General features: G+C 51.2%; 21 protein-coding genes. 12 read left to right on the top strand and 9 right to left on the bottom strand.

The window, feature by feature from the left end; all coding sequences use genetic code 11:
- Positions 1–500: 500 nt before the first annotated feature.
- Positions 501–1,622 carry a ribosomal protein uL16 3-hydroxylase gene (locus QFI97_RS01955; RefSeq protein WP_346430474.1) on the top strand — a complete coding sequence of 374 codons (1,122 nt, stop codon included), beginning with the start codon at positions 501–503 and terminating at the stop codon, positions 1,620–1,622.
- 49 nt (positions 1,623–1,671) lie between these two features.
- Here the strand turns inward: QFI97_RS01955 and QFI97_RS01960 are convergent, their stop codons facing one another.
- Both QFI97_RS01960 and QFI97_RS01965 read right to left on the bottom strand, forming a co-directional pair.
- Positions 1,672–3,120, bottom strand: coding sequence for a Cu(+)/Ag(+) sensor histidine kinase (locus QFI97_RS01960; protein ID WP_331850151.1), 1,449 nt, complete (start codon positions 3,118–3,120; stop codon positions 1,672–1,674).
- Positions 3,110–3,793 (bottom strand): copper/silver response regulator transcription factor, encoded by a 684-nt coding sequence (locus tag QFI97_RS01965; RefSeq protein WP_346430475.1) that lies wholly within the window; start codon positions 3,791–3,793, stop codon positions 3,110–3,112. The genes QFI97_RS01960 and QFI97_RS01965 overlap by 11 nt, the downstream gene beginning before the upstream one ends.
- A 170-nt stretch (positions 3,794–3,963) precedes the next feature.
- Here QFI97_RS01965 and QFI97_RS01970 point away from each other — a divergent pair, with 170 nt between their 5' ends.
- Genes QFI97_RS01970 through QFI97_RS01985 form a run of 4 tightly spaced genes read left to right on the top strand, consistent with a single transcriptional unit; the run spans position 3,964 to position 10,199 of the window.
- Positions 3,964–5,349: a Cu(I)/Ag(I) efflux RND transporter outer membrane protein gene (locus tag QFI97_RS01970; RefSeq protein ID WP_346430476.1), complete on the top strand. Its 1,386-nt coding sequence runs from the start codon at positions 3,964–3,966 to the stop codon at positions 5,347–5,349.
- Between the two features lie 29 nt (positions 5,350–5,378).
- Positions 5,379–5,726 (top strand): cation efflux system protein CusF, encoded by a 348-nt coding sequence (gene cusF / locus QFI97_RS01975; protein WP_346430477.1) that lies wholly within the window; start codon positions 5,379–5,381, stop codon positions 5,724–5,726.
- Positions 5,727–5,751: 25 nt separating this feature from the next.
- A complete protein-coding gene (locus tag QFI97_RS01980; RefSeq protein ID WP_095104136.1) occupies positions 5,752–7,035 on the top strand; it encodes an efflux RND transporter periplasmic adaptor subunit in 1,284 nt (427 codons plus the stop codon).
- Between the two features lie 11 nt (positions 7,036–7,046).
- A complete protein-coding gene (locus QFI97_RS01985) occupies positions 7,047–10,199 on the top strand; it encodes a CusA/CzcA family heavy metal efflux RND transporter (protein ID WP_346430478.1) in 3,153 nt (1,050 codons plus the stop codon).
- Between the two features lie 65 nt (positions 10,200–10,264).
- Here QFI97_RS01985 and yjeJ read toward each other — a convergent pair whose 3' ends face one another.
- The 4 genes from yjeJ to QFI97_RS02005 all read right to left on the bottom strand — a co-directional run bounded on the left by yjeJ (position 10,265) and on the right by QFI97_RS02005 (position 14,933).
- Positions 10,265–11,113, bottom strand: coding sequence for a YjeJ family protein (gene yjeJ / locus QFI97_RS01990; protein ID WP_346430479.1), 849 nt, complete (start codon positions 11,111–11,113; stop codon positions 10,265–10,267).
- On the bottom strand, positions 11,110–13,254 hold the full coding sequence (locus tag QFI97_RS01995; RefSeq protein ID WP_095104142.1) for a peptidase domain-containing ABC transporter: 2,145 nt from the start codon (positions 13,252–13,254) through the stop codon (positions 11,110–11,112). Before QFI97_RS01995 ends, yjeJ begins: the two co-directional genes overlap by 4 nt.
- Positions 13,247–14,530 (bottom strand): HlyD family secretion protein, encoded by a 1,284-nt coding sequence (locus QFI97_RS02000; protein ID WP_095104144.1) that lies wholly within the window; start codon positions 14,528–14,530, stop codon positions 13,247–13,249. The genes QFI97_RS01995 and QFI97_RS02000 overlap by 8 nt, the downstream gene beginning before the upstream one ends.
- Before the next feature lie 61 nt (positions 14,531–14,591).
- On the bottom strand, positions 14,592–14,933 hold the full coding sequence (locus tag QFI97_RS02005) for a hypothetical protein (protein ID WP_331850156.1): 342 nt from the start codon (positions 14,931–14,933) through the stop codon (positions 14,592–14,594).
- 995 nt (positions 14,934–15,928) lie between these two features.
- On the opposite strand from QFI97_RS02005, the gene QFI97_RS02010 reads away from it, so the two are divergent.
- The 7 genes from QFI97_RS02010 to QFI97_RS02040 all read left to right on the top strand — a co-directional run bounded on the left by QFI97_RS02010 (position 15,929) and on the right by QFI97_RS02040 (position 24,016).
- On the top strand, positions 15,929–16,495 hold the full coding sequence (locus tag QFI97_RS02010) for a fimbrial protein (protein ID WP_095104550.1): 567 nt from the start codon (positions 15,929–15,931) through the stop codon (positions 16,493–16,495).
- A 61-nt stretch (positions 16,496–16,556) separates the two neighbouring features.
- Positions 16,557–17,246: a fimbrial biogenesis chaperone gene (locus QFI97_RS02015; RefSeq protein ID WP_095104148.1), complete on the top strand. Its 690-nt coding sequence runs from the start codon at positions 16,557–16,559 to the stop codon at positions 17,244–17,246.
- Between the two features lie 29 nt (positions 17,247–17,275).
- Positions 17,276–19,822: a fimbria/pilus outer membrane usher protein gene (locus QFI97_RS02020; protein WP_346430480.1), complete on the top strand. Its 2,547-nt coding sequence runs from the start codon at positions 17,276–17,278 to the stop codon at positions 19,820–19,822.
- Positions 19,823–19,844: 22 nt separating this feature from the next.
- Positions 19,845–20,897: a fimbrial protein gene (locus QFI97_RS02025; protein ID WP_346430481.1), complete on the top strand. Its 1,053-nt coding sequence runs from the start codon at positions 19,845–19,847 to the stop codon at positions 20,895–20,897.
- Between the two features lie 458 nt (positions 20,898–21,355).
- Positions 21,356–22,279: a winged helix-turn-helix domain-containing protein gene (locus tag QFI97_RS02030; RefSeq protein WP_331850159.1), complete on the top strand. Its 924-nt coding sequence runs from the start codon at positions 21,356–21,358 to the stop codon at positions 22,277–22,279.
- Between the two features lie 368 nt (positions 22,280–22,647).
- Positions 22,648–23,538: a winged helix-turn-helix domain-containing protein gene (locus tag QFI97_RS02035; protein ID WP_095104156.1), complete on the top strand. Its 891-nt coding sequence runs from the start codon at positions 22,648–22,650 to the stop codon at positions 23,536–23,538.
- Between the two features lies 1 nt (position 23,539).
- Entirely contained in the window at positions 23,540–24,016 is a 477-nt protein-coding gene (locus tag QFI97_RS02040; RefSeq protein ID WP_095104158.1) for a YqeJ family protein, read from the top strand.
- Positions 24,017–24,089: 73 nt separating this feature from the next.
- Here the strand turns inward: QFI97_RS02040 and QFI97_RS02045 are convergent, their stop codons facing one another.
- From QFI97_RS02045 to QFI97_RS02055, 3 genes are all read right to left on the bottom strand, one after another.
- Complete coding sequence (locus QFI97_RS02045; RefSeq protein WP_346430482.1) at positions 24,090–24,563, bottom strand: hypothetical protein; 474 nt, start codon at positions 24,561–24,563, stop codon at positions 24,090–24,092.
- A complete protein-coding gene (locus QFI97_RS02050; RefSeq protein WP_346430483.1) occupies positions 24,563–25,477 on the bottom strand; it encodes a winged helix-turn-helix domain-containing protein in 915 nt (304 codons plus the stop codon). Before QFI97_RS02050 ends, QFI97_RS02045 begins: the two co-directional genes overlap by 1 nt.
- A gap of 846 nt (positions 25,478–26,323) precedes the next feature.
- Positions 26,324–26,539 (bottom strand): hypothetical protein, encoded by a 216-nt coding sequence (locus QFI97_RS02055; protein WP_346430484.1) that lies wholly within the window; start codon positions 26,537–26,539, stop codon positions 26,324–26,326.
- Positions 26,540–26,698: the final 159 nt, after the last annotated feature.

Here is a 26,698-nt window from a genome sequence, read left to right on the forward strand (position 1 = left end):
TGAGTGCCCACACAGATTGTCTGATAAATTGTTAAAGAGCAGTGCAACGCGGCTTTCGCTCAGCGTTGCGAGGTGGCGTATATTACGCTTTCCTCTTTCAGAGTCAACCCTTTAATTCAGGATTTTTTCTCTTCCGACCCGGCTTAATCTGTGAAGTTGTTCACATTTGCCGTGTCAGTGGGAGCGCATTATAGGGAGTTCTTTTGGTATGGCAAGCCTTAAAATACAAAAAACCTATCAAGCGCTCATTATTTGAACTTATCCATCCATATCACAAATAGCCGAAACCGCTAAAACCCAGACCTGGCGCGGCCTGCGCCTCATTTCAGACTAAATGCCAATTTTTCAAAAAATGCATGGCGGCCAGCATGCAGATAGCCGCCTCTGGCTTAGCGGAGCCACAAACGGCGGATTAAGCAGCCGCTTTGACTCACGACAAAGCGCCCTCGCTTCACACCTTTCTATAATCAGGGCCGTTTCTTCCTTACTGGTGTGAATCTATGGCTTATCAACTGAACATTAACTGGCCCGAGTTTTTAGAGAAGTACTGGCAAAAGCAGCCGGTAGTATTAAAGAATGCTTTCCCGAACTTCGTCGATCCGATCACCCCGGACGAGCTGGCCGGTCTGGCCATGGAACCGGAAGTCGACAGTCGGCTGGTTAGCCTGGTGAACGAGCAGTGGCAGGCCAGCAACGGGCCGTTCGAACATTTTGATGGCCTGGGCGAAACCGGCTGGTCGCTGCTGGCGCAGGCGGTAAACCACTGGCATATGCCCGCCGCCGAGCTGGTTCGCCCGTTCCGCGTGCTGCCTGACTGGCGCCTGGATGACCTGATGATCTCCTTCTCGGTCCCGGGAGGCGGCGTTGGCCCGCATATCGACCAGTATGATGTCTTCATTATTCAGGGCATGGGCAGCCGCCGCTGGCGCGTGGGCGACAAGCTGCCAATGCGTCAGTTCTGCCCGCACCCGGCGCTGCTGCACGTCGATCCTTTCCCACCGATTATTGATGAAGACCTCGAACCGGGCGATATCCTTTATATCCCACCGGGATTCCCGCACGACGGTATCACCCACGAAACGGCGCTGAACTACTCCGTTGGCTTCCGTGGGCCAAACGGTCGCGACCTGATCAGCAGCTTTGCCGACTACGCGCTGGAAAACGATCTTGGCAGTGAGCACTACAGCGATCCGGACCTGACCTGTCGCGAACATCCCGGCCGGGTAGAAGAGTATGAGCTCGAACGCCTGCGCGGAATGATGATCGACATGATTAGCCAGCCGGAGGACTTCACCCAGTGGTTCGGCCGCTTTGCCACCACCCCGCGTCACGATCTGGACATCGCGCCGGCCGAGCCGCCTTATGCAGAAGAAGAGGTTGTTGATGCCCTGAACGGCGGCGAAACGCTGGCCCGCCTGAGCGGCCTGCGGGTGCTGCATATCGGCGACAGCTTCTTTGCGAACAGCGAAGCGCTGGAAATCACCGATGCCGAGGCGCTGGATGCGCTGTGCCGCTACACCTCACTGGGTAAAGATGAGCTGGGCAAAGCGCTGCACAACCCTGAATTTATCGCCGAGCTGACGCGCCTTATCAACCAGGGTTACTGGTACTTCGAAGAGTAAGCCTCCCAAAGCCTGGCACCGCCAGGCTTCTTTTTATGGCCTGCTTTTATTACGCCCGTTTTGGCAGCATCAGAATAAAGCGGGTTGCGCGTACGTCGGACTCCACCGCCACGCTGCCGCGGTGCGCCGTGACGATTGATTTAACGATCGCCAGGCCAATGCCGCTCCCCTCGCCTTTACGCTGGCGGGAGGGATCGACGCGGTAGAATCGGTCGAAAAGCCGCGACAGATGTTCCGCAGGGATCGGCGCTCCCGGATTCTCAACGATCAGCTGAACCTGGTCATTGGCCTCCGTCAGATGAACGGTGACCGCCTGGCCGCCAGGCGTATAGCGAATGGCGTTAGAGAGCAAATTACTCATCGCCCGGCGCAGCATCAACGGATCGCCAACCACCCAGCAGGCGCTGCCGCTAAAGTGCAGGGCCACTTCCCTCTCCTCGGCCCAGGCTTCAAAGAAGTCGAAAACCTTGCTGACCTCGTCGGCCAGATTCAGCGCTTTTAGCTCCGGAATCAGTTGATTATTGTCAGCCTGCGCCAAAAACAGCATATCGCTGACCATTCGCGACATCCGCGAGAACTCTTCCAGATTGGAGTACAGCACATCCTCCAGCTCTTTCTGGCTGCGGGTCTGACTGAGCGCGATCTCCGTCTGGGTCACCAGGTTGGTTATCGGCGTGCGGATCTCATGAGCAATATCCGCGGAAAAGTTGGACTGACGGGTAAATACATCCTCTATACGTTCAAGCATATGGTTAAACGACAGCACCAGCCGCTCCAGCTCAATCGGCACAGACTGCGGGTTTAAGCGCACGTCGAGGTCGCGGGAGGTAATGTTTTGAATCTGTCGGCTGACCCGGCGAATCGGCTTATGTCCGTGATAGACCACGAACAGCACAATAAAGATGATAAGGATGCTGATAATCGTCGCCGCCGAAATCAGCCTCGCCTTCAGATCGTTAATATAGTGGAGATGGAAATCGATCGACAGGGCCATAAGCAGGTGATAGGCCGGCCTGCCGTCCGCCGCACGGCTAAGCGGCAGCATAATCAGCCGCCAGGAGCGGGTCTGCATCTGGTGATTGTCATGGGTTAACGCCCGCGGATGCGGGTCTACCCACGAGATGACGTTGCCATCCTGCAGCCTGGCGGCGAGCCCCGGCGTACTCATGATATGGCTGAGGTCCGGGCCATTCGGCGACTGGAAAAGGATCTTGCCGCTGCCGTCATCGAGGCAAATAAAAACGTTGGCGTAGCCATCGATCACGTTCTTTAAGATCTCCAGCCGCCGCGCCTGTGGATAGTCGGCATGGTTGAGCACCGTCTCAAGGGTGGTGGCCAGCTGCCTGAGGTCGTGGGCGTCACGCTCTTCAAAATGCGCCTTTACCGAGTGGATCATTATCCAGGTGAAGGCGAAAAAGGCCACTATCGTCGCCAGGCTGATAAAAAAGGTCAGCCGCGTCGCCAGCGAAAAAGGCCGCTGCAGAAGCTTAATCGCCATCCGGCACCTCAAGCACATAGCCGACGCCGCGCACGGTCTGGATGAGCTTAGGCTCAAAATCATTATCTATTTTGCCCCGCAGCCGCTTCACCGCCACGTCAATGGCGTTGGTGTCGCTGTCAAAATTCATGTCCCAGACCTGAGAGGCGATCAGCGAACGGGGCAGAACTTCCCCCTGATGGCGGATAAAGAACTCCAGCAGCGTAAACTCTTTGCTGGTCAGCGTGATGCGTGCGCCCGCGCGGGTCACCCTGCGGCTGACCAGATCGAGCGTTAAATCCGCCACCTGGAACTGGCTCTCAACGATCGTCACCGCCCCGCGGCGCAGAAGCGTCCTTACGCGCGCCAGCAGCTCGGCGAAGGCAAAGGGCTTCACCAGATAATCATCGGCCCCGAGCTCCAGCCCCTTCACCCGATGTTCAACGGTCCCCAGCGCGGTCAGCAGCAGGATCGGCATGCCCTTATCGGCGGATCGCAGCATTCTGACGATATCCCAGCCGTTCACGTCCGGCAGCATGATGTCGAGGATCAGCAGGTCATAATCGCTGGTCATCGCCAGGTGATAGCCATTCAGACCGTTATCCGCCAGATCGACAACAAAACCGGCTTCCGTCAGCCCTTTCGTCAGGTACTCGCCGGTTTTCATCTCATCTTCGACGATCAAAATCTTCATCACCTGCTCCTTCACGCGACTGTGGTGCGGGTTTCCAATTTTAGAGGAGCCCAACCGGATAGCAATGAATTCTCAGGAAAATGACAGCTTTGTCATTTTCCCGTCACGCGTCAAACAGACGCCGTTGCGTAAAGTACAGGCATTCCCTGATAGCCGATAAACCTGCCACTATGCGCCAGTTAAAGCTCATTTCGCTCAGCGTTATTTTCATTCTGACGGGCTGTATCTCCTTAGCCCCGGACTACCGCCAGCCGCCCTCGCCGGTGCCGCAGCAGTTCTCTCTCAGCCAGAACCAACTGGTGACGCCGCCTGCGGGCTATCAGGACACCGGCTGGCGCGCCTTTTTCGCCGATCCGCAGGTTAAATCGCTGATTGCGACCGCGCTCGTCGATAACCGGGATTTGCGCATGGCAACCCTTAAAGTACAGGAAGCGCGGGCGCAGTACGGCGTGACCGATGCCGATCGCTATCCGCAGCTGAGCACCGCCGCCAGCAGCACCTACGGCGGGAAGCTCAAAGGCGATACCACCACCAGCAGCGACTATCAGGCCGGGCTGAACCTCAGCTTCGATCTCGACTTCTTTGGCCGCCTGAAAAACATGAGCGAGGCGCAGCGGCAGACCTTTTTCGCCAGCGTAGAAGCCCAGCGCGCGGTGCACATCTTATTAATTTCAAACGTTTCGCAGAGCTACTTCAACCAGCGGCTGGCCGCAGCGCAGCTCGCCGTGGCGCGTGAGACGTTACAAAACTACCGCCAGTCCTACGCTTTTGTAGAGAAACAGCTGCTGACCGGCAGCAGCAGCGTGCTGGCGCTGGAGCAGGCGCGCGGGGTGATTGAAAGCACCCGCGCCGACATCGCCAGGCGGGAAGGCGAGCTGGCGCAGGCCAATAACGCCCTGCAGCTGCTGCTGGGCAGCTATCAGCGGCTGCCGGACGACGCGGCCGACAGCGCGGCGGATATTCACAGCGTCAGGCTGCCGCCCGCCCTCTCCTCGCAGATCTTACTCCAGCGTCCCGATATTTTAGAGGCCGAGCACGGGCTGCGGGCGGCGAACGCCAATATCGGCGCCGCGCGGGCGGCCTTCTTCCCGTCGATTACGCTAACCAGCTCGCTTTCCGGCAGCAGCGCCGACCTCTCCAGCCTGTTTAATCCGGCCAGCGGGATGTGGAATTTCATCCCTAAAATCGAGCTGCCGATATTCAACGCCGGGCGTAATCAGGCCAATCTCGATGTCGCCGAAATCCGCCAGCAGCAGTCGGTGGTGAATTACGAACAGAAAATCCAGAACGCCTTTAAAGAGGTGGCCGACGCCCTGGCCCTGCGCCAGAGCCTGGCGGATCAAATCAGCGCCCAGCAGCGCTATTTTGCCTCCCTGCAAATCACCCTGCAGCGTGCCAGAACGCTCTATCAGCATGGCGCGGTCAGCTATATCGAAGTGCTGGACGCCGAACGTTCGCTGTTCGCCACGCAGCAGGCCCTGCTGGATCTCAACTACGCCCGCCAGGTTAACGAAATTCAGCTCTTTACCGCCCTCGGCGGCGGCTGGCTGGAATAAACCATTATTGAATATCAGGAGTGTTAATCATGAATCATGTCGCAAAAACGGTCATTTTGGGCCTTCTTATGTCTGCAGCGAGCTTCGGCGCCCAGGCTGCCGGGCACCAGCATGGCGAAATGATGTCCGCCGCGCCAACCGCCGGGCAGACGCAGCTCATCAGCGCGACCGGTGAAGTTAAAACCATTGATATGGAAAGTAAAAAAGTCACTATCGACCATGACGCCATCCCGGCGGTGAACTGGCCGCCGATGACCATGCGCTTCACCATCACCCCGCAAACCCAGCTTAACGCGATTAAGCCCGGCGATAAGGTCACTTTCACCTTTATCCAGCAGGGCGGCCTCTCCTTATTACAGGATATCCACGTTAACTAATAAGGTGTTCACGGAGCGCATTACGATGGTCTCTCTAAAACTTAAAACCGCTGCGCTCATTATCAGCAGTATGTGTCTTGGCGGCGTTATTGCAGCGGGCCTGTATATCGGGCTTTCGCCCGCTCACCCTGCGGGCGATGCGGATCCTGCCGCCGGGCAGGCGCGTAAAGTCCTGTTCTGGTATGACCCGATGTACCCCAATACGCGTTTTGATAAGCCGGGAAAATCGCCGTTTATGGATATGGACCTGGTGGCCAAATACGCCGATGAAGAGGCCCAGCCCTCGGCCGCCCCGGGCGTACGCATCGACCCGACGCAAACGCAGAATCTGGGCGTCAAAACCGCCGCCGTCGCGCGCGGGCCGCTAAGCTACGCCCGGACCTTCCCGGCCAATGTCAGCTATAACGAATACCAGTTTGTCATCGTCCAGGCGCGCTCGGCGGGCTTTATCGACAGGGTCTACCCGCTGACCGTCGGCGATAAGATTAAGCAAGGCACTCCGCTGATTGACCTGACCATTCCGGACTGGGTCGAGGCACAGAGCGAATATCTGCTGCTGCAGGAAACCGGCGGCACCGCCACCCAGGTGGAGGGGATCCTCGAGCGGCTGCGCCTCGCCGGGATGCCGGATGACGATATCCGCCGCCTGAAGGCGACGCGCAAAATTCAGACCCGCTTCACCCTGAAAGCGCCGATTGACGGCGTGATTACCGCCTTTGATCTACGCGCCGGCATGAACATCGCCAAAGATAACGTGGTGGCCAAAATTCAGGGCATGGACCCGGTGTGGATTAGCGCCTCGGTGCCGGAATCCATCGCATGGCTGATTAAAGACGCTTCGCAGTTTGTCCTTTCCGTTCCGGCATGGCCGGACAAAACCTTCACCATCAGCAAATGGAGCATTCTGCCCGGCGTGGATGCGGCTACCCGCACGCTGCAGCTGCGTCTGCAGGTCGATAACCCGGATGAAGCGCTGAAACCGGGAATGACCGCCTGGCTGAAGCTGAACGCGCAAAGTCAGCCGATGCTGCTGATCCCGTCGAAAGCGCTGATCGACAGCGGCGCGGAACAGCGGGTCATCACCGTGGACGGCGACGGCCGCTTCGTGCCGAAACGGGTCGAGGTCTTCCAGCAGTCCGGCGATATGACGGCGATCCGCTCCGGTATTCGCGAAGGAGAGAAGGTCGTCGCCAGCGGCCTGTTCCTGATTGATTCCGAGGCCAATATCTCCGGCGCGCTGGATCGGATGCGCGCCCGGCCGACCGCCGCGGCGCCGAGCATGCCGGATAACGCGGCGCATGCGCACTAAGGAGATGACAAATGATTGAATGGATTATCCGTCGCTCGGTGGCCAACCGCTTTCTGGTGATGATGGGGGCGCTGTTCCTCAGCATCTGGGGGGCGTGGACCATCGTCCACACGCCGGTGGACGCCCTGCCGGATCTCTCCGACGTCCAGGTGATCGTCAAAACCAGCTACCCCGGACAGGCGCCGCAAATCGTTGAAAACCAGGTCACCTGGCCGCTAACCACCACCATGCTGTCGGTGCCGGGCGCCAAAACGGTGCGCGGCTTCTCGCAGTTCGGCGCTTCCTACGTCTACGTGATTTTTGCCGACGGCACCGATCCCTACTGGGCGCGCTCGCGGGTGCTGGAGTACCTCAACCAGGTGCAGGGCAAGCTTCCGGCCGGCGTCAGCGCCGAGATGGGCCCGGATGCCACCGGCGTCGGCTGGATCTATGAGTACGCGCTGGTCGATCGCAGCGGCAAGCACGACCTCGCGGAGCTGAGATCGCTGCAGGACTGGTTTTTAAAATACGAGCTGAAAACCATCCCGGACGTTTCGGAAGTGGCGTCGGTGGGCGGCGTGGTTAAAGAGTATCAGGTCGTGGTCGATCCGCTGAAGCTGACCCAGTACGGCATTACCCTGTCGGCGGTGAAATCGGCGCTGGATACCTCCAACCAGGAGGCCGGCGGCTCTTCCGTCGAGCTGGCGGAAGCCGAGTATATGGTGCGCGCCAGCGGCTATCTGCAAAGCCTCGACGATTTTAACAATATCGTGCTGACAACCGGCGACAGCGGCGTGCCGGTATATCTGCGCGACGTCGCCAGGGTACAAATTGGCCCGGAGATGCGCCGCGGCATTGCCGAACTGAACGGCGAAGGCGAAGTGGCCGGCGGCGTGGTGATCCTGCGTTCCGGTAAGAACGCCCGCGAAGTCATTTCGGGCGTAAGAAGCAAGCTTGCGTCCCTGCAGGGCAGCCTGCCGGAAGGGGTTGAGGTGGTCACCACCTATGACCGCAGCCAGCTGATCGATCGGGCCATCGACAACCTCAGCGCGAAGCTGCTGGAGGAGTTTATCGTCGTTGCGCTGGTCTGCGCCCTGTTCCTGTGGCACATACGCTCGGCGCTGGTCGCCATTATCTCTCTGCCGCTCGGCCTGTGCTTCGCCTTTATCATGATGCATTTCCAAGGGCTGAACGCCAATATCATGTCGCTCGGCGGGATTGCGATTGCGGTGGGGGCGATGGTCGATGCCGCCATCGTGATGATAGAAAACGCCCATAAGCGGCTGGAGGAGTGGGATCACCAGCATCCGCAGCAGCGCCCCGACAACGAGACGCGCTGGAAAATCATCACCGATGCTTCGGTGGAGGTCGGCCCGGCGCTGTTTATCAGCCTGCTGATTATCACCCTGTCGTTTATCCCGATTTTCACCCTCGAAGGGCAGGAAGGGAAGCTGTTCGGCCCGCTGGCGTTTACCAAAACCTGGTCGATGGCCGGGGCGGCGCTGCTGGCGATCGTGGCGATCCCGATCCTGATGGGATTCTGGATCCGCGGCAGGATCCCGGCGGAGAACAGCAACCCGCTCAACCGTTTTCTGATCCGCATTTATCACCCGCTGCTGCTGAAGGTGCTGCGCTGGCCGAAAACGACCCTGCTGGTCGCGGCGCTGACGATCCTGACGGTCATCTGGCCTCTCAGCCGGGTGGGCGGCGAGTTTCTGCCGCAGATCAACGAAGGCGATCTGCTGTATATGCCGTCGACGCTGCCGGGGATTTCCGCCTCGCAGGCGGCGGATATGCTGCAGAAGACCGATAAGCTGATCATGACGGTGCCGGAAGTGGCCCGCGTGTTCGGCAAGACCGGTAAGGCCGAGACCGCCACCGATTCCGCGCCGCTGGAGATGGTCGAGACCACCATTCAGCTCAAGCCGCAGAATCAGTGGCGCCCGGGGATGACCATGGAGAAGATCGTCGAGGAGCTGGATAAAACCGTGCGCCTGCCGGGACTCGCCAACCTGTGGGTGCCGCCGATCCGTAATCGGATCGATATGCTCTCTACCGGGATCAAAAGCCCAATCGGTATAAAGGTCTCCGGCACCAATCTCGCCGACATCGACGAGAGCGCCGAGCAGATTGAAGCCGTGGCCCGCACCGTGCCGGGCGTCACTTCGGCGCTGGCGGAAAGGCTGGTCGGCGGACGCTATCTCAATATCGATATTAACCGTGAGAAGGCCGCCCGCTACGGCATGAGCGTCGGCGACGTGCAGCTGTTCGTCTCGTCGGCCATCGGCGGCGCGATGGTGGGCGAAACGGTGGAAGGCGTTGAGCGCTATCCGATCAACATCCGCTACCCGCAGAGCTATCGCGATAGCCCGCAGGCCCTGCGCCAGCTGCCGATCCTGACTCCGCTGAAGCAGCAGATAGTCCTCGGCGACGTGGCGGAGGTGAAGGTGGTGACCGGTCCGTCGATGCTGAAAACCGAAAACGCCCGCCCGACCAGCTGGATCTATATCGACGCCCGGGATCGCGACATGGTTTCGGTGGTTCACGATCTGCAGCAGGCCATCGCCCAGGGAGTGAAGCTGAAGCCGGGGACCAGCGTCTCCTACTCCGGCCAGTTTGAGCTGCTCGAACGCGCCAACCAGAAGCTGAAGCTGATGGTCCCTATGACGCTGATGATCATTTTCGTGCTGCTGTACCTGGCGTTCCGTCGCTTTGGCGAAGCGCTGCTGATCATCGCCAGCGTGCCGTTCGCGCTGGTCGGCGGCATCTGGTTCCTCTACTGGATGGGGTTCCATCTGTCGGTGGCGACCGGCACCGGCTTTATCGCCCTCGCCGGGGTAGCGGCGGAGTTTGGCGTGGTAATGCTGATGTACCTGCGCCACGCCATTGAAGCGGAGCCGTCGCTGGAAAACGCGGAAACCTTCAGCGCAGACCGGCTCGACGAGGCGCTATACCAGGGCGCGGTGCTGCGCGTGCGGCCAAAGGCGATGACCGTGGCGGTGATTATCGCCGGCCTGCTGCCAATTTTATGGGGCACCGGCGCCGGTTCCGAGGTGATGAGCCGTATCGCCGCGCCGATGATTGGCGGGATGATCACCGCCCCGCTGCTGTCGCTGTTTATTATTCCGGCGGCCTATAAGCTGATGTGGCTGTACCGGCACCGACGCCCGGCGCAGCGCGCATAACCGAGCGGCGAGCGGGCCGGATCGCTATCCGCCCCGCTCGCCCTCGCCGACTTATCAGGAGGCAACTAGCACGTTGATGGAGACATCTTCGTCACTCGATGCTGGATATGCGCCCGGAGCAGTTTCTCCATTTCCTCTTCTCTCACTTCGGGAGCAATTTTTTCACACGCAAAGGCCAGCGTTCGCTGCCGGTAAGGAGCCAGCAATGGGTTATTATTTACTAATAATTCACCAATCGCCTTAATCCGGCTCGGTTCAAGCTCCGGCAGCGCTTTAATGATTGCCCCGCATGGAATATCGCCATCCTCCTGGATCATAACCAGCGAATAAAAATCGCTGAAGGCTGAGAATTTCCAGGCCGGCACGTTAAATTTATTATAGTTAACTCCGCTGCTGCCGATATTGGCAAAATCGACGGTATAGAACGGAATAAAATCATTTGCCTGCAGGGCCAGAGAAACAAATGCTGCATCCCCGGTCTTGTGTATCGTCGCCAACAGCAGGTTCAGCAGAAACTCCATCTGTGTAACCGTCAGATCCACAGATATCACCTCCTCATTTTGCAGAAAGAACAGAAAAGTGACCCTATCCTGACGATATTTCATCACGAAATCGGTCACCCGAAGCGCGACATTGGGATTCTGTATCTCATCAAGCGTGACGGAGAGCGTGCGGTTGTTTAACCGTTCTGTATCAGCGATGGTGCGTGCTCTGATGCTTTCAGGGTCCTCGCGGAACACCATCTGCAGCCTGCGGTAACCGCAGAAAACAGCAAAAACCAGGTCCTGTACCCGATCCGGCGGAAGGTACATGAGCGTTTCCGCAATCAAGACGCTTTGCATCTTCAGGGCCAACGCCAGCACGGCGTCGGGTGATTTAATGATCCCGGTATTAATGCCCGTTAAGATGTTCATAAAATAGTCTCCGTAGTAAGCTGCTGTGGCAATAAGGTAAGTTTCGCTAAATCAATGATCCGATCGGCACAGGCGATGGTTGAAGGACGGTGAGCAATAATAATCCGGGTGATGTTTAAAGATTCAATTGCCGCGTTGACCATCTTTTCATTATTAATATCAAGATGACTGGTGGCTTCATCCATAAATAGAATTTTCGGTTTTTGGTAGAGCGCCCGGGCAATAAGCAGGCGCTGCTTTTGACCGCCAGAGATCCCGGCGCCAAGCTCGCCGATAATCGTTTCATAGCCCATCGGCATGCGCAGAATCTCTTCATGAATATTGCATTTCATCGCGCAATCAACGATCAGCGTCTGATCCACCTCATCATCAAAGCCCGAAATATTATCGGCAATAGATCCGGAAAACAGGCGGTCTTCCTGTAATACGCAGGCAATGCTGCTGCGGAAGTTATTAATGCCGATTTTGTTAATATCAAAACCGCCAATAAATATGTCCCCCCGCTCGGGCGTTAGCAGACCAGACATAACTTTTAGTAACGTAGTTTTACCGATGCCTGACGCACCGATCAGCGCCACGGATTCTCCTGCGGCAACGCTGATATTGACGTTAGAAAAAACCGGTTTTGACAGCCGGTCGTACTGATACGCCAAATTCTGCACTTCTAAAGAAACGCCGATATCATCTGCAAAAATCTTTCTTACCGGCGACTCAGCCTCCGGTTCGCTATAAACAATTTCTGAAATGCGCTCGTTATGTAGCGACAGCATTTTCAGCTGCATAGTGAGATCGATGAGCGCCGCGGCGCGCTGCGCAAACTGACCGCGATAGGCGTTAAACGCCATAAACATACCGATGGTCATCGTGTTCTCCATAACCATCTGCGCGCCCAGCCATAAAATGACAACCTGATCGGCCGAGTTAATGAACGTATTAATGCCGCCAAACAACATATCGAAACGCGTTTGCTTCAGACCGGCGTTACTGACATCGATATTGGTATTCAGCCAGTGCTGTGAGCGCCTGTTTTTCAGGTTAAGAGATTTTATCGTCGCAATGCCGTACAGCGACTCCATAAAATGCGAGCCCGAGCGCGCACGCTTGACGATTAACTCTTCATTGATGGCACGATAAAATTTATAGGTGATCGCGCGCATCGCGGCGTAGCAAACCGTGAACCCCAGCACAACCCACACCAGCCAGCCGCCGTACAGACTCAGCATCACAAGCAGGCCGATGGTCATGATCGAGTCAATAATTCCGCTGACGATGCTGTTGGTGAAGGTTGAACGAATGGTATCCAGGGAAGCAAAGCGCGACTGTATATCCCCCAGTTGGCGCTTTTCAAAGAAAGCCAGCGGCAGGCCGATCAGATGATCAAAAAAGCTCGTTTTCCACTGTACGTCGGTCAGCGTATTCAGCTTTAGTGAGACCCACGCGCGGAGCATACTGACCCAGGTTTTAAATATCGTAAAAAACATTAGCCCGACGCAGATGACCAGCAGCAGGTTTTCATCATGTGCGGTAATAACATGATCGGTAACAACCTGCGTGCCCATAGGCAGCAGCAAATTCACCGTTTCAATCACTATCGACAGCATCAATATTTTCGTTAGCGCTGACTTCAGGCCAACAATGTTATGCATTAACTCCCGCAGCTTCAGCCGGGAGCGCTGCTTTTCCTGAATGAAGCCGCTATCCGGCCATGCCTCAAGCGCAATACCGCTGAAGTTTTCTGATATTTCCTTATGATGAACCACGCGTCGCCCAAGCGCCGGATCGTTAATAATAAAGCGCTTACCTTTTACCGCGACCAGCACGACAAAGTGATTTAATGACCAGTGCAGTACGCAGGGCAGACGGAGTTCCCCGATCTCTTCAATATCCAGGGATAGCGCGCGCGTTTTCAGGCCAGCCTTCTGCGCAATCGTCGCCAGGGCATTTAACGTCGTCCCCTGCGATGAGGAGCCGTAGATATTGCGAAAGTTGAACAGATCGATATCTTTACCGTAGAACCCACAAATCATTGACAGGCAGGCATTGCCGCACTCCGTTGACTCAGACTGTATAATAACCGGGACTTTATTCTTAATTGAAAAGTTGATCCGTCGAAAAATTGAATCAAGTACGTCTTTATTCATCGTTGGGTCCCTTAAGGCTCTGAACTACTTTATATACTGGTGAGAACAGCCACTGATAAAGCGGCCTCTCCTCGGTAAAAACAATACTCTTCGCCTTAAGGCCATTAGATAGCACAAGCGTTCTGTTCTTATAAACAAACTCTTTTTCTTTAATTTTGATAATAGCTTTGTAGAGCGTGGGCGACGTATTGCTATTAGCCTGGCTATTGCCATAGTCAGATAATTCCCGGCGGGTAACCGGCATTGATGAGATGGACATCACTTTGCCAGAAAATTGACCAAACTTATCTGAAGGAAAAGCATCGTAGCGGATATTAACGGTATCGCCGATTTTGACATAAGGTAAACTGTTATCGGGGAGCCATAGCAGTAAATAATAGTCAATACCGCTAAGCTGCTTGACCTGGGCTAAGCTGCTCCCGGCCTCTATCATTTGGCCACGCGTAACGGCGATCGACTCCACCCGGCCATCAATCGTGGACTTAACTAAAATTCTTCCGCTCGCGCTGTTTTCAATCAGCTGCGTTTGCAGGTCTCTCAGCTGGCTGTATTGTGACGTAATCTGATTATCAATCTCAGCGGTTTTTACCGTTAAATCGCTACGGGTCTGGGTGAGCTGCAGTTCTATCTGCATTTTCTGCGATGATAATGACTGAAACGCATTTTGCTGCTGGACGAATAGAGAGTGCTGGTTATTGTACTGATCTTTATTGATCAACCCGCGCTGCAGATAACCGCTATAGCTCTGCAGCGAATTCTCAATATGTGAAAGACCTTTTTTTGCCGTCGTCAGCATTTTCTCGGTTTCATCAAGGGAGCGCTCATAGCGCTGAATCTGGCGACCCGTTGTGCCAATAAAATCATCTTTGTTCGCTTTTAGTTTTTTGATGATATCTTCAACATTGACAATTTTGGCTTTCACCATTGAAACATTGGTATCACTAACGTTGCCGCCGTCGGTGTTTTTGGATACATCAAGCTCAAATAACACGGCACCTTTCTTAACAACATCACCAACCCGGACATACTGTTTCGAGATCGAGCCAAGCTGCGGCGAGGAGATATTAAGAGGATGGGGCAGAGTGATAACCTCGCCGACGACATCAATTCTTTTGGTATATTTAAAAAAGCAAAGCATGGCGATAATGATAACTAAAAAAGCAAGACAGCATGCGGAGACTATCAGCGGCGAAACGCCCCCGAACAGAATCACTCGCCCTTTCCAGTAGCTTCGCTGATGTTCTATCGCTTCCTGTCTGAACAATCTTTTACCCATGAGTACCTGACCTGATATAAAAAGGCCCGACGCATCGGGCCAGAAGAAAATCAATTCAAAATCATGGTTTAAAGGTACCGTCAAGGAAACCATCGAGCAGCGTTTTGGTATATTTCCAGGTCTCCTCGTAACCGACAATCGCCCCGCCGATACCGCAGGTGATGCCGCCGATAATACCGCCGACGATCATGCCAACGCCCTGACCAATCGTACCAACACCAAGGACCCCGCCGCCGTCGCCGCCGTGTGTACCACCAATAGTGGCTCCCGCAGCGAAACCGGCAACCGCGCCCAGCGTTGCGCTGACTACCGCTTCACCGATATTGCCAAAAATACTCCAAGGGCTGCTCCAGGAGTAAGCCCCCGAAACGGCATTCATTTCTTCAAGAGAAAGTACCTTCATCACTATTCCTTATCTATTTAAGTTGTATATTCCAGATGGTATAAATTTATCAATCACATATGCTGTGCTGATGGGAGGCTATTTTCGGCACTTCCTGTAAAAAAACAACTTTAGTTTCATGAATAATCCACACTTAAGAATAAAATAAGAAATAAAAATATGAATAAGAAGCGCGTTTATCATCAGGAAAAATAGTTGTCCGGATTTAATCTGTTCTTTGCAACCCTCGTCCATTCCTATAGCGTCCCCTTCATACCGCGACTCTGATAACAGAGCAGGCCAGGCGGGTTCTACCGCGAGGGGCGCGCGACAGGCATTGTTAATTTTTCTGAATCACAAAAAGAAAGATGATCTTTATTATTATTAACAATGAGATAGAAATTATTCGATAGAAGGAATGGCTGAAACGTCAACGCCGCTGCCGAGCTCGAACGAGTATCCTCAGTCCGCACCGGCGATCTTCTCATCTTTTAATCTGCTGAGTACAAGAACTTTCAGCGTGTTACCGTAGTCGATAACGGTGATATTACCGCCACCATTAATAATAAACAGGAAGGTAATCAATCACGTTACCACGATTATTATAAGCGTTTCACTAACGCCAATCCTAAAAATATCGCCACTGATTCAGTCTGTCAGGCAAAATCGTACGAAATCTTTGTAGATATTAACTTTGTTTAACTTGATCGCTTATCCCTGCAAATAATATTTCGCGTTACTCAGCCCGTCAGCCCCTGCTATGAGTACACTTTCCACCGTTCAGAAAAGCCGCTATACCGGCCAGACAGTCAGCTTTTAATGTGTGTTAAGTTTTATTGAAAAAAATTCAGATGAGTATTTTAACAGACCATGATTAATATAGCGGCACTTACCCATGCAGGCCGTAAGGGTTGAAGAGTAAGTATATATGGATACATACAGGATAAGTTTCTGAGGTCATGTTTGGTCTCTTTCCTGTAATTAATAATTTAACTTTAAATGAATGGATTAAACGGATGAAAAAAACAATTCTGGCTATGGTTATTACTGCCTCTGCGGCTTTCAGTGCTCAGGCTTTGGCAACGAACCAGGCTGAAGTCACTATCCTGGGCGAAGTAGCAGACTCTAAGACTTCCTGCGTCGTGACCCCGACGGGTACCCTCAACAACGGTATCGTTAAGTTAATGACCGTGACCACTGCTGAAGCAACCGGTCAGTCTGTTAATACATTATTTAAAAACCAGCAATTTGGTTTCCGGGTTAGCGACTGTGCTATCGGCGGCGCAGATGAAAACAACGTTACCGGCCTGAGCGTTAAAGTCACCGGGACATCCTCTTCTACTCCTGACATTCTGGACAACACTGCCGTTAACGGCGCTGGAAACATCGGTATCGGTATTCAGAAACTGAGCAACAGCGCCCGTATCAAATTCGATGGCACTGCGGTTACCGAAGCCTACACCCCGCATCAGGCAACCAACCTGGAATATCTTGCTGGCTACGTGAAAGTCAACGCGGCAAACCCGGTTACTGAAGGCCCGGTTAAAGGCGTTGCAACCTTTACCATTGATTACACCATCTAATTAATTTTCAAGGGGCCTGCTAATCCAGCAGGCCCTTTTAATTAAATGTTGAAGGAATCTAATGTACCAGATGATGATCAAGGCAATCATTGCCTTCGCCATGATACTGAGTGGCTTTGCGCATGCAGGAATTGTTATCGAATCAACTCGCTATCTTTATAAAGAAGGCGCTCGTGAGATATCTGCGCAAATTGATAATAAAGACGAAATGCCTTATCTGATCAAATCGTGGGTTGAAGCACCAGAGGGAAAAGCGCCCGCATTTATGGTCACACCGCCTCTTTTTCGCCTGGAGATGAAACAGAAAAACACCGTCCGTATATTCTCTACTGGCAACATCAATGCCCCCACTGACCGTGAATCATCTTACTTTTTTAATATTATGGCCATCCCACCGTCTGATGATACCTATGCGAACAGCAATACGATACAGCTAGCCGTCCGCCATCGCATGCGGCTGATTTACAGGCCAAAAGCGTTAGCCGAGTTATCCAATAATACCGAAGCCGAAAAAATAGAGTGGCGCAAGACAGGTAATCGGCTAACCATAAAAAACCCGACGCCATTTTTCTTCTATTTTAGAAACGTACAGATCGGCGCTAATGAATATCAGGCAGTAATTAAGTTTATTGAACCATTTTCTTCAAAAGCTATAACGTTAAAAGATAACGGCAATGCTACCAAAGTAACGTGGAAAATAGTGAATGATTATGGAGGTGCAGGTTCCCTCTATTCATCGAGATTGCCATAAACAGTTCGCATTTATAAATGGATGTTTTTATGCCAATAGAACACAGAGATACCTTCAGGCTATCTACGCTCTGCATAGCTATTATTACTATAATGACGGCGAGCATTCACACTACGGTGAACGCGCGTGAATTCTTTGATCCCGCATTTATTACATCGGCTAATGGAGGTGATGCATCCAACGTTCCCGACCTGTCCATTTATCAGTCGGTCAACGCTCAGGCGCCGGGAGACTACCGGGTCGATATCGTTTTTAATGGTCGCTATCTGGAAACCAAAAACGTTAAGTTTGTTACGACCGAACGCGGCAGCAGGCTGGATAAAAAGCTAAACCTTATCCCCTGCTTCACGCTGGACACACTTTCTCAGTATGGCGTCAGAGTTAAATCATTCCCCGAACTGAAAGAGAACGAAAAAGGCTGTGCCAACTTCGATATTATTCCTGACAGCAAAACCGTTTTCGATTTCACCGCCCAGCGCTTAGATATCTCCACGCCCCAGGCCGCGATGAGCACGGTGGCCAACGACTACATCCCACCGGAAAAGTTTGATGACGGCATAAACGCCATGTTTGTGAACTATCAGTTTAACGGTTCGCAGGATTATAAAAGCGATAATGAATACTATGGCCTGAATCTGGAATCCGGGATAAATATCGGCCCCTGGCGCGTCAGAAACCTTGGCATATGGAACAAAAGTAAGGGAGAGTCAGCTCATTTTGATTCCGCTTATCTTTATCTCCAGCGCAGCTTGCGCTCCATCAGCAGCAACCTGCTTCTCGGCGAAAGCTCTTCCTTATCCGGCATATTCGATAGCGTCCCCTTTTCCGGCGTGCAGCTGGCGACGGATACCAGCATGCTCCCGGAGAGTATGCGCGGCTATGCTCCGGTGATCCGCGGTATCGCTAAAACCAACGCCCGGGTGGTGATCAAACAGAACGGCTATCAGGTTTACCAGACCTACGTCGCACCTGGCGCGTTTGAAATTACGGATATGTACCCCAGCGGCGGGAGTGGCGATCTGTATGTTACGGTTGAAGAGTCCGACGGCTCGAGACAGAACTTTATCGTTCCCTTCGCGGCTCTGCCGGTCATGCTGAGGGAAAATCAGTTCGAGTATGAAATCACCTCGGGGAAATACCGGCCTTACGTCGGCTCCATTAATGAAACCCCTTTTACGCAGGCCACCGCCAAATACGGCGTATCAACCAGCGCAACGATTTTCGGCGGTATGCAGGCATCGGCAAAATACCAGGCTCTGTCTACCGGCCTGGGGTATAACCTTGCCAGCCTCGGCGCCCTGTCGGCCGACGTGACTCAGGCCTGGTCCAAAAAACGCTATGACGATAAAACCTCCGGCCAGTCGTGGCGCGTACGCTACGGTAAAAATATTATCGAAACCGGAACCAATTTTACCATTGCAGGTTATCGCTACTCGACGAAAGGGTTTAACACGCTGTCTGAAGTGCTTAATACTTATTCCGATGACGGACGTTATTACTCGGCGCGTTCTTTACGCAATCGTACCAACCTGACGCTAAATCAGAGCCTGGGAAAATCACGAGGGAGCCTGTCTATTAGCGCGCTGATCGAAGATTACTGGGATAACAAGCGTACCAATAAATCATTAAGCCTGGGCTATAACGGCGGTTGGCAGGGTATTAACTATTATCTGGGCTATAGCTATAACCGCTATACCTGGGGTTCACACGGTTCCAGCTACGAGGCGCGAAACGATCAGCGTCTCGCGCTAACAATTTCCATACCTCTGAGCAACTGGCTGCCAAATACCTATGCAAGTTATCAGGTCACCGAGAGTAGCCCAGGGTCTACGGATCAGTATGTTTCTTTAGGCGGCATCGGGCTGGAAAACAATAATCTTGACTGGGATATCCAGCAGGGTTACAGCAATCGTGAGCACTATAGCGGCGACGTCAGGGGAACCTATAACGGCTCGCGTGGAAGCGTGAACGTCGGCTACAGCTATGACAAAAACAGCCGGCGGATCGACTACGGCGCCAGCGGCAGCCTGATCGCGCATGCAGACGGAATAACGTTTGGGCAGAATATCAGCGATGCGGCCGTGTTAATCAAAGCCCCGGGTCTGGATAACGTCAGGCTCAGCTCGGATTCAACGATCTTCACGGACAGTCGCGGCTATGCCATCGTTCCCTATATTACCCCCTACCGCAGTACCGATATCACTCTGGACAGCACATCCTTTGGCGACGATATGGAGCTGATGCAGACCACGCAGCAGGTTGTCCCCACCCGCGGCGCCATTGTGCGCGCAAACTATGACGGGAATATTGGGCAACGGGCATTTATTCGCCTTAAAACCCCCGCAGGCCGCGAGGTGCCTTTTGGCGCGATGGCCACGCTTGCCGGCGCAGCCAAATCCCAGGCCAGCATCGTGAGCGACGCCGGCATGGTTTACATGACCGGCCTGCAGCCAACGGGTGCGCTGACGGTCAGCTGGGGGAAAAATGCGGGCCAGAAATGTACCGCCATCTATACCCTGTCTGCAGGCCAGAAGAAAAATTCCGGAGTCAGCCAGACTGAAGCCCTGTGTCGATAATGATCATAAAGAGATGAGTGAAATGAAAAAAATGATTGTACTGCTGGCCGGAATATTTTTCTGCAGCGGGGTTTCGGCTGCACGGCTATGCACTTATACGCCTTCTGATCCCCATCAGAATGGCTGGGGAACGGAAGAACGACAGGGTATGACGCTGTACCCTAAGATATCAGCCGATCCTGCTCTTCCGGTAGGCGCAATTCTTTATAGCCGAACGATAGGCGGTATGAATTTGCATAACCGCCTGTATACCTGCGATCCGGGTGCGCAATATATCGTCGCCGTGAACAGGCCAGAGGTTCCGGGGTTGACCGTTCGCGGCATGCCGGTTTATGAAACCGGCGTTGCCGGCATTGGTATTCAGTTTAGCGATATATTCGCCAGCCGAATCGGCAAACAGATCGTCGGACAGGCGGGGAGCTGGCCAACGCCTTTTGGAAGCACGTCAGAGTTCACCGCAACGCCGCACTTCTCTGCGTGGTTAATTAAAACGGGTCCCATTGATACCAGCGGGGCGACCAACATCAACGTCGAAATTGAGTTTCGCGTAGCAGACCCGGCCGACCTGGCATATGCAAGAAAAGGCGCGATCTACTGGGTAAATCCCAAAACAACAAGAATTGCCTTTCGTAATGAGAGCTGCAATATCTCGCTTAAAGGGCCCGGCACGGTCAATCTGCAAACAATCGCTAAAAGCGACCTGCTGGCGCTTGCCCGCGGTGCGACAACCGGCAAAGGTAAAGCAATTGATATGAATATTACCTGCCCAAATGAGTTGCAAGGTAAGAAACTCACCTACTGGTTTAACCCGAAGGGATCGGTTGCCACCGATGTAGGGGTACTGGAAAATACCATCCCTGTAGTACCGGGCGGCGGCGGCGGTGCCAAAAACGTCGGGATCATTTTGAAAAAAGATAACACTCCGGTGAAATTTTTCGATACCGATGCCTACTCTATTCCATCCCTTAGCCTTAACCAGGACATCAGCTTTACCGCAGATTATTTCCGGATGAATGATGATATTTCAGATGGACTGGTCAAAGCGGCGATAGAGGTCGTAATCCAGGAGGATTAATCTCAAAATCCAGGCTACATACGCTGAATAATTCGGGTTGCAGGCCAAAAACGCTTCAGGCGTTTTTAAACAAAGGGATGAGACCGTAGTCCGGGTAACGCGGCAACTGAGGAAATACCCGGGAGCTTAGTAAACTAAGTGACCGGGAAGAACGAAGGAAGCCAGCGTACATTCAACTTGCATGTATCGCGAGTATATAATGCCCTCAGCAAGAGGGCTTAAACGATCGGGGCTGGTACGAATATTTTAAATAGTTTTACCAACGCCCTCCCACGTGAACCTTCACCTCCGGACGTTAACCGGTCGCCCGGGTCATGTGGCAAAACAGCTATCGTGACGTTTATTTTTAGCCAGACGTTACGTTCAAGCATGATTAAATAACAGAATAATAATAAAATTCATTTTACAGCTATTATACTCACGTGCTTATGTTTGTCTTTTATCTGGGAGTTAATGAAATGGCAAACGGCAGCAATGAACTCTATAAATTATTAACGGACCTACGCGCCAATTATATCATTAATGAATGTGTAGAATTTCAACCAGCGACAAGTACCTTGCGTAATGTTCACAACCCGGAGCTTAAGGTCACGCTTAATTTACCCGCCGGTCGCTGTTTATTATTATTAATTAGTCATATCGGCAATGTCGTCACCCAGCAGGACTTTATGGATATCGTCTGGAAGCAAAGCGGTATGAGAGTTACCGCAAACGCCTATTATCAGAATATCTCGATTCTCCGTAGAGGCCTTACCCATGCCGGGTTAGAGGAAAATGTCATTATCACTCTTCCCCGCATTGGGCTGACCTTGGCCGCCGGCACACAAATCCGTAAATCAACCACGGACGCTTCCCCGGACTCAGGAAGCACCAGGAAACCGATCAACAGCACCTCGATCGCGGTGGTTAAGAACAGTAGCCATCAGGATTTAGAACGCTCATCGATGAGCATCGCCGATTATGGCTTAAAAAAAGAGCTGACATGGTCGGAGGCTGGCAACAATGCCCCTCCAGCCATTCTTAGCAGAGTGAAGAAATACAGGCCCGCGTTCACAGTAAAAAATGGCGTTCTTCTGGCGGTAAGCATCACTGCTATCTCAGCGCTTTTCTCATACATGGCGGGTATGAAAGAAAGCTATTTTGCTGACTATGAAACGATAACGTCTACCCAGCGCTGCCATGTTTTATCAGCGGAACCGGCATCCGATAACCTGAAAAAAGAAGTGCTCAACAAATATGGCAAACATATTACCAGCGATTGCCGGAACTACCCTTGGGTATACGTGACGACAACAGCTGACCTCCCCAGAACTTCGATCATCCGCTGTAATAAACCATTCGCGCAATCGACTTCGTGTATTTCCGAATACTTCATTGAGTAATGACAAAAGCACTACACCATCATTTCACTACAACGGCGGATTAAAAGATAAAGGAAAAATCATGCCGGCGCGGGTCTTAACTTAATCTGATTTCGGACAATACGCTATCAGACTCATGCAGACGCGTAATGACAACCCGGCGATTTCCGCCTCCGTTATTGATGGAAAGAATGTCCTGTCCGTGATGACCTGACAAGACAGGCTCGTTGATTCAATACAATTATATAAATAAGACTTTTCGCCAGGAGCCAGAGTATGCAGCACTTAATCTATCACTTATACTTTTGTCTAAATGTGAAAATATCTTAATTTCATCTGCATCCGCAGAGATAAACCTCACCAGTTGCTGAATGAGTTCTATATAATTAATGCATAGATATTACGTTATTAACAAGGTTGTTGAATTTCATCCTACGACCCGTCAGTTAAGAAATCTTAGCAACCCCACGAATATGGTTGTACTAAACTCTCCGGCAAGCCGTTGTTTATTACTATTAATCGAGAGATCCGGCACAATTGTGACGCAACAAGAGTTTATGTATAACGTATGGGAGAAGCTTGGGCTCGTTGTGTCGGCAAATACCTACTATCAAAACATTTGTCTGCTCAGAAAAGGAATGAAAGAAATTGGATTTGCCAGCGATCCCATCACGACGATACCGCGTATTGGTTTAACCCTGGCCCTTGATACACAGATTCAGTCTATTGAATCCACCGACCCGCCACCGCCAGCCAGTGTTGACGAACAGACAACCGACGAGACGGCATTGACCGTATCTTATGATGAGCTCGACAAAGCAGTATTTAGCCATGCCGGGATCCTCCACGAGGCGATCGAGTCTGTTGCCGATATCCCGGCATCAGCTCCCGATATCCCTGAACCGCAATGCCTGCCAAAAAGAGACGCCAGCAAATTAAGTAAGCTGTTTTTTCTCATCACGGTTCTTATCTTTTCTATTCTGCTGGCAGATATAAAGGTCATTCTGAGCCACTTCCAGGAGCAGAGTTACTTCGAAAACTATCAGCTCACCGTGAACACCGATGGTTGCCACCTCTTCCTCAATAAAGATATTCATAATGCAGATGAACGAACGAAAGCGCTAACCTACGGCGCGCAGTTCAAATCTGACTGCCAAAAGTTTCCATGGGTATATATCAGCAGATACGCCATGCTGCCCAGGGCCTCGGTGATTCGCTGCAATAAACCCATGTCCAGCCCTAACTACTGTATTTCGAACTATTTTATTGAGGATCATTAGAATGATACATTACCGTGCATCGGTGTATGTGCTTTGCCTGTGCTTATTTTTAACCTTAATACTGGCAGGTTATTCCTTATGGCAGCGTTCTCAACCGCTTGAGTTCACATGCAAAGCTAACTTTGTTCAGCACCATGCGGACGAGAACCTCAACGTTTCGCTAACTTACAGGATTAGCAAAGATAGCGGCATGCTCAGCATGAATGGCCGCTCCATTAATAATGAAGCCAATAAATTTAATCGTAAGATATTTTTCAACATCGAAAAGCGCAACAACGTTTATCACCTGCACTCGGTCACCAATGTAGTCTTCCCTGATGAGACCGTTAACAACAGCTGGCTAGAGAAATATGAGCCTTTATTTTTCGTGTATCCCAAAAAAGATATTTACGTAAAAATACTTGAGCAACAAAACAGTTATTTATTTATATTCTCGACCTTACCAGCCTATGTATGTCATAAGCAGAAGGTTCTCTGAGAGAGTCACAACACTTTCAGGCCCTGGCGTTCTTTCCCCCACCGGCCATAACGACCGATGCTGACCTGATGACTTAAACGTGATTATATTTCTTACAGTAGAACATCGGCATGTTATGTAAATAAATGACAGGGTTGTTATACTTATCATACTCAATCTTCAGCGCGAGCTCTTTTCCTGCTTCATAAAAGAATGCAGGAAAATGAAAATCCACATTACTGCTTTTACTGTTATCGGTACTAAGATACTCGACATATTGATTTTTAAGTATGTACACATCATTATTTTTCACATATGTAAAGTTAATGACCCTGGCGACCTGCGACTGCACGCCATTCTCAGCGGCGATAGCATGTACCGTAAGCTCGCCTTTATCATTAGCCAAAATGAAGCCAAAATTAGAATCCAGACGAAAGCCATCATGCAGCAAGGTATGACGACTCTGGCATACAATTTTATTATTTGAATCATCCATTTTAAAAAAATAAACTACAGCAAACATAGCGGCTATCAGTAAAGTTGTCAGGTAATATATTTTTGCTCGCATTACTTTACCTTTATGCTTTTCATTACCGTCAGAGAGCGGCAGTTTTGATTTTCTTTATCATAGACAGAACAATACATTACATTTAATCGCGTATTCATTGGCGACGCAGTAAAATAAACGACTTCTTTACTGGCACATGATAATCCCAGGGAACTGAGGATTTCCTTAATCTCAGAGGGTGAGTATTTTCGGTCCGCTGAAAATATATTACAACCATCGGAAGAGATTTTGATATAGTCAGAAAAAGCGTCGCCGCCAGCGCTGTGGTAATGATTTAAAATACTCAATAAAGCCATCGTCAGAATGACGGCTATCCCTGTATTCCTCAACCACTTACCTCTGTTATTATCATCACCGTTTGCTGAAGTATTTGCTAATTTAATTTCATTAACCGCAGGTCCTTGTAATACTTCGGCCGAAGTATTAAGCATTTCGAGAGAATCATCAGCCTCAGCCTGCGCTGACGTTTCGCTGGCGATATTATTAGGAACGAAGGTTTCTTTACCGTCAACTTCGGTTTTTACACTGTTGTCAATTTGTTGCTCATTATCTTCATCAGGATACACGTACGCTACTTTTACGCTATTATTAAACCTCAATCCATGCCTTGGCACCGTATCAATAACGTCTGAAAACCCCATAATTACCAGGGCTTTTCGAAGATGTAAAATACATTGGTAGTAAGTATTGTGGCTGACGCCAGCATTGCGCTTACTTCCCCATCCGCAGAGGATTAGCTCTTCCTGAGAAACAATCTCTCCCTGCTTACGGAGTAAGTTTTCCAGACAGCAGCTCGCAGGAAGATGAAGCTTAATTTCTTTTGCAGTCAGTCTATCAACAATCACCCGCTGGGAAGGGACGAACGCAACCCTCTCCCCAATAATAAAGCTTTGGATGTTATTTGAGCGATCCATATTACTACACCCTTAGCCGCCAGTGTCTTTGAAATCAGTAAGTTAAATATTAGGCTAATGAAAGAAAATTTCCGTGCAAATATTAACCGATCGAATAAGGATTAACAAACGGAATTTAACTATGTTCCGCTGTAGAAAATCCATATCGCAATACGCAAAATGCGAGGGATATCTATTTATTTCATCAACATCCATAAATAGATCATCAATTTGTTTCTAAGTTGACATTGATGTAACCAGGTATAAATTCAAATGCATTCGGGAGGCCGTAAAATGTTATCAAACTGATTAATGTATTAATCGCCGCTTTCGGTAAGTCATACCATACTGAATTCTCCCTCTTAGCAGCCAGCGGTATATTCAGCCAGATACGCCCCTGATCGCTTCATTTTGGCAGGCAACCGGGATCGCTGAGACGCATAAGATGGCGAACGCGAATGATAAAAGAAGCTGGAGTATGGTGCTGCAGGCCACCATGTGCGGTAGAAACATATTAAAACATCCGATAACTTTCTGAAAATAGTCGCCTGTTCCAGCAACCTGAAAATAGCGGCTGATAAGATTCCTATTTTAAAAACGAGATGTTAGGAAACAGCACCAGAATTTAACCACTCTAAAACACATAACTCACATATGACAAGCATTTAATTTACCTAAGGGTATTCGATTTTAAAACGCGCCTCGCCTTTATACTGGTACTGATTATAAATCCGGGAAGATTCTTTTCCCAGACCGACGCGCTCATCGATGCCACGATAAAAATTAGCCAAACATGCTCGCCTGAAAAAGAAAAATCATATTTTTAAATATATATATCTCCCTCCCTCGAAAACCAACCAATACTCGCTATTCCTCAATAAACGAAACCACGCCTTCTCCACCGTGAGACCCGGAGCATTGTTCGGCAATTGAAGGAACAAGTGACGTAAACTGAACGTTGTGAGGCTTGATAGCACTTTTCAGCGGACTTTCGTCGCTCTTCGCTTTTAAATTGTACAGTTCCGTTAAATCATTAGCGACCGTGATGTTTAATTCCTTCCCATAAACTTTCTTGTAATTCATTTCTTTCCCCCATCAATTAACCGTCATCAATATAGATGATTCAATTAAAATTAATATTTGACTTTGCGCGTCTGTCATGTCAGCTTTGCAAATAAAAGGAAATGACAATCGCTATCTTCTGAACAGGATAAAGCAAGATGGAGTTTTCGAAAAAGAGGA

This window comes from Klebsiella scottii (genome assembly GCF_036561945.1).
Taxonomy (GTDB): domain Bacteria; phylum Pseudomonadota; class Gammaproteobacteria; order Enterobacterales; family Enterobacteriaceae; genus Klebsiella; species Klebsiella scottii.

What these genes read in the sequence shown, in the direction of transcription:
- QFI97_RS01955 (WP_346430474.1), top strand. Translation starts at nt 501, where the DNA reads ATGGCTTATCAACTGAACATTAACTGGCCCGAGTTTTTAGAGAAGTAC.
- QFI97_RS01960 (WP_331850151.1), bottom strand. Translation starts at nt 3,120, where the DNA reads ATGGCGATTAAGCTTCTGCAGCGGCCTTTTTCGCTGGCGACGCGGCTG.
- QFI97_RS01965 (WP_346430475.1), bottom strand. Translation starts at nt 3,793, where the DNA reads ATGAAGATTTTGATCGTCGAAGATGAGATGAAAACCGGCGAGTACCTG.
- QFI97_RS01970 (WP_346430476.1), top strand. Translation starts at nt 3,964, where the DNA reads ATGCGCCAGTTAAAGCTCATTTCGCTCAGCGTTATTTTCATTCTGACG.
- cusF (WP_346430477.1), top strand. Translation starts at nt 5,379, where the DNA reads ATGAATCATGTCGCAAAAACGGTCATTTTGGGCCTTCTTATGTCTGCA.
- QFI97_RS01980 (WP_095104136.1), top strand. Translation starts at nt 5,752, where the DNA reads ATGGTCTCTCTAAAACTTAAAACCGCTGCGCTCATTATCAGCAGTATG.
- QFI97_RS01985 (WP_346430478.1), top strand. Translation starts at nt 7,047, where the DNA reads ATGATTGAATGGATTATCCGTCGCTCGGTGGCCAACCGCTTTCTGGTG.
- yjeJ (WP_346430479.1), bottom strand. Translation starts at nt 11,113, where the DNA reads ATGAACATCTTAACGGGCATTAATACCGGGATCATTAAATCACCCGAC.
- QFI97_RS01995 (WP_095104142.1), bottom strand. Translation starts at nt 13,254, where the DNA reads ATGAATAAAGACGTACTTGATTCAATTTTTCGACGGATCAACTTTTCA.
- QFI97_RS02000 (WP_095104144.1), bottom strand. Translation starts at nt 14,530, where the DNA reads ATGGGTAAAAGATTGTTCAGACAGGAAGCGATAGAACATCAGCGAAGC.
- QFI97_RS02005 (WP_331850156.1), bottom strand. Translation starts at nt 14,933, where the DNA reads ATGAAGGTACTTTCTCTTGAAGAAATGAATGCCGTTTCGGGGGCTTAC.
- QFI97_RS02010 (WP_095104550.1), top strand. Translation starts at nt 15,929, where the DNA reads ATGAAAAAAACAATTCTGGCTATGGTTATTACTGCCTCTGCGGCTTTC.
- QFI97_RS02015 (WP_095104148.1), top strand. Translation starts at nt 16,557, where the DNA reads ATGTACCAGATGATGATCAAGGCAATCATTGCCTTCGCCATGATACTG.
- QFI97_RS02020 (WP_346430480.1), top strand. Translation starts at nt 17,276, where the DNA reads ATGCCAATAGAACACAGAGATACCTTCAGGCTATCTACGCTCTGCATA.
- QFI97_RS02025 (WP_346430481.1), top strand. Translation starts at nt 19,845, where the DNA reads ATGAAAAAAATGATTGTACTGCTGGCCGGAATATTTTTCTGCAGCGGG.
- QFI97_RS02030 (WP_331850159.1), top strand. Translation starts at nt 21,356, where the DNA reads ATGGCAAACGGCAGCAATGAACTCTATAAATTATTAACGGACCTACGC.
- QFI97_RS02035 (WP_095104156.1), top strand. Translation starts at nt 22,648, where the DNA reads ATGCATAGATATTACGTTATTAACAAGGTTGTTGAATTTCATCCTACG.
- QFI97_RS02040 (WP_095104158.1), top strand. Translation starts at nt 23,540, where the DNA reads ATGATACATTACCGTGCATCGGTGTATGTGCTTTGCCTGTGCTTATTT.
- QFI97_RS02045 (WP_346430482.1), bottom strand. Translation starts at nt 24,563, where the DNA reads ATGCGAGCAAAAATATATTACCTGACAACTTTACTGATAGCCGCTATG.
- QFI97_RS02050 (WP_346430483.1), bottom strand. Translation starts at nt 25,477, where the DNA reads ATGGATCGCTCAAATAACATCCAAAGCTTTATTATTGGGGAGAGGGTT.
- QFI97_RS02055 (WP_346430484.1), bottom strand. Translation starts at nt 26,539, where the DNA reads ATGAATTACAAGAAAGTTTATGGGAAGGAATTAAACATCACGGTCGCT.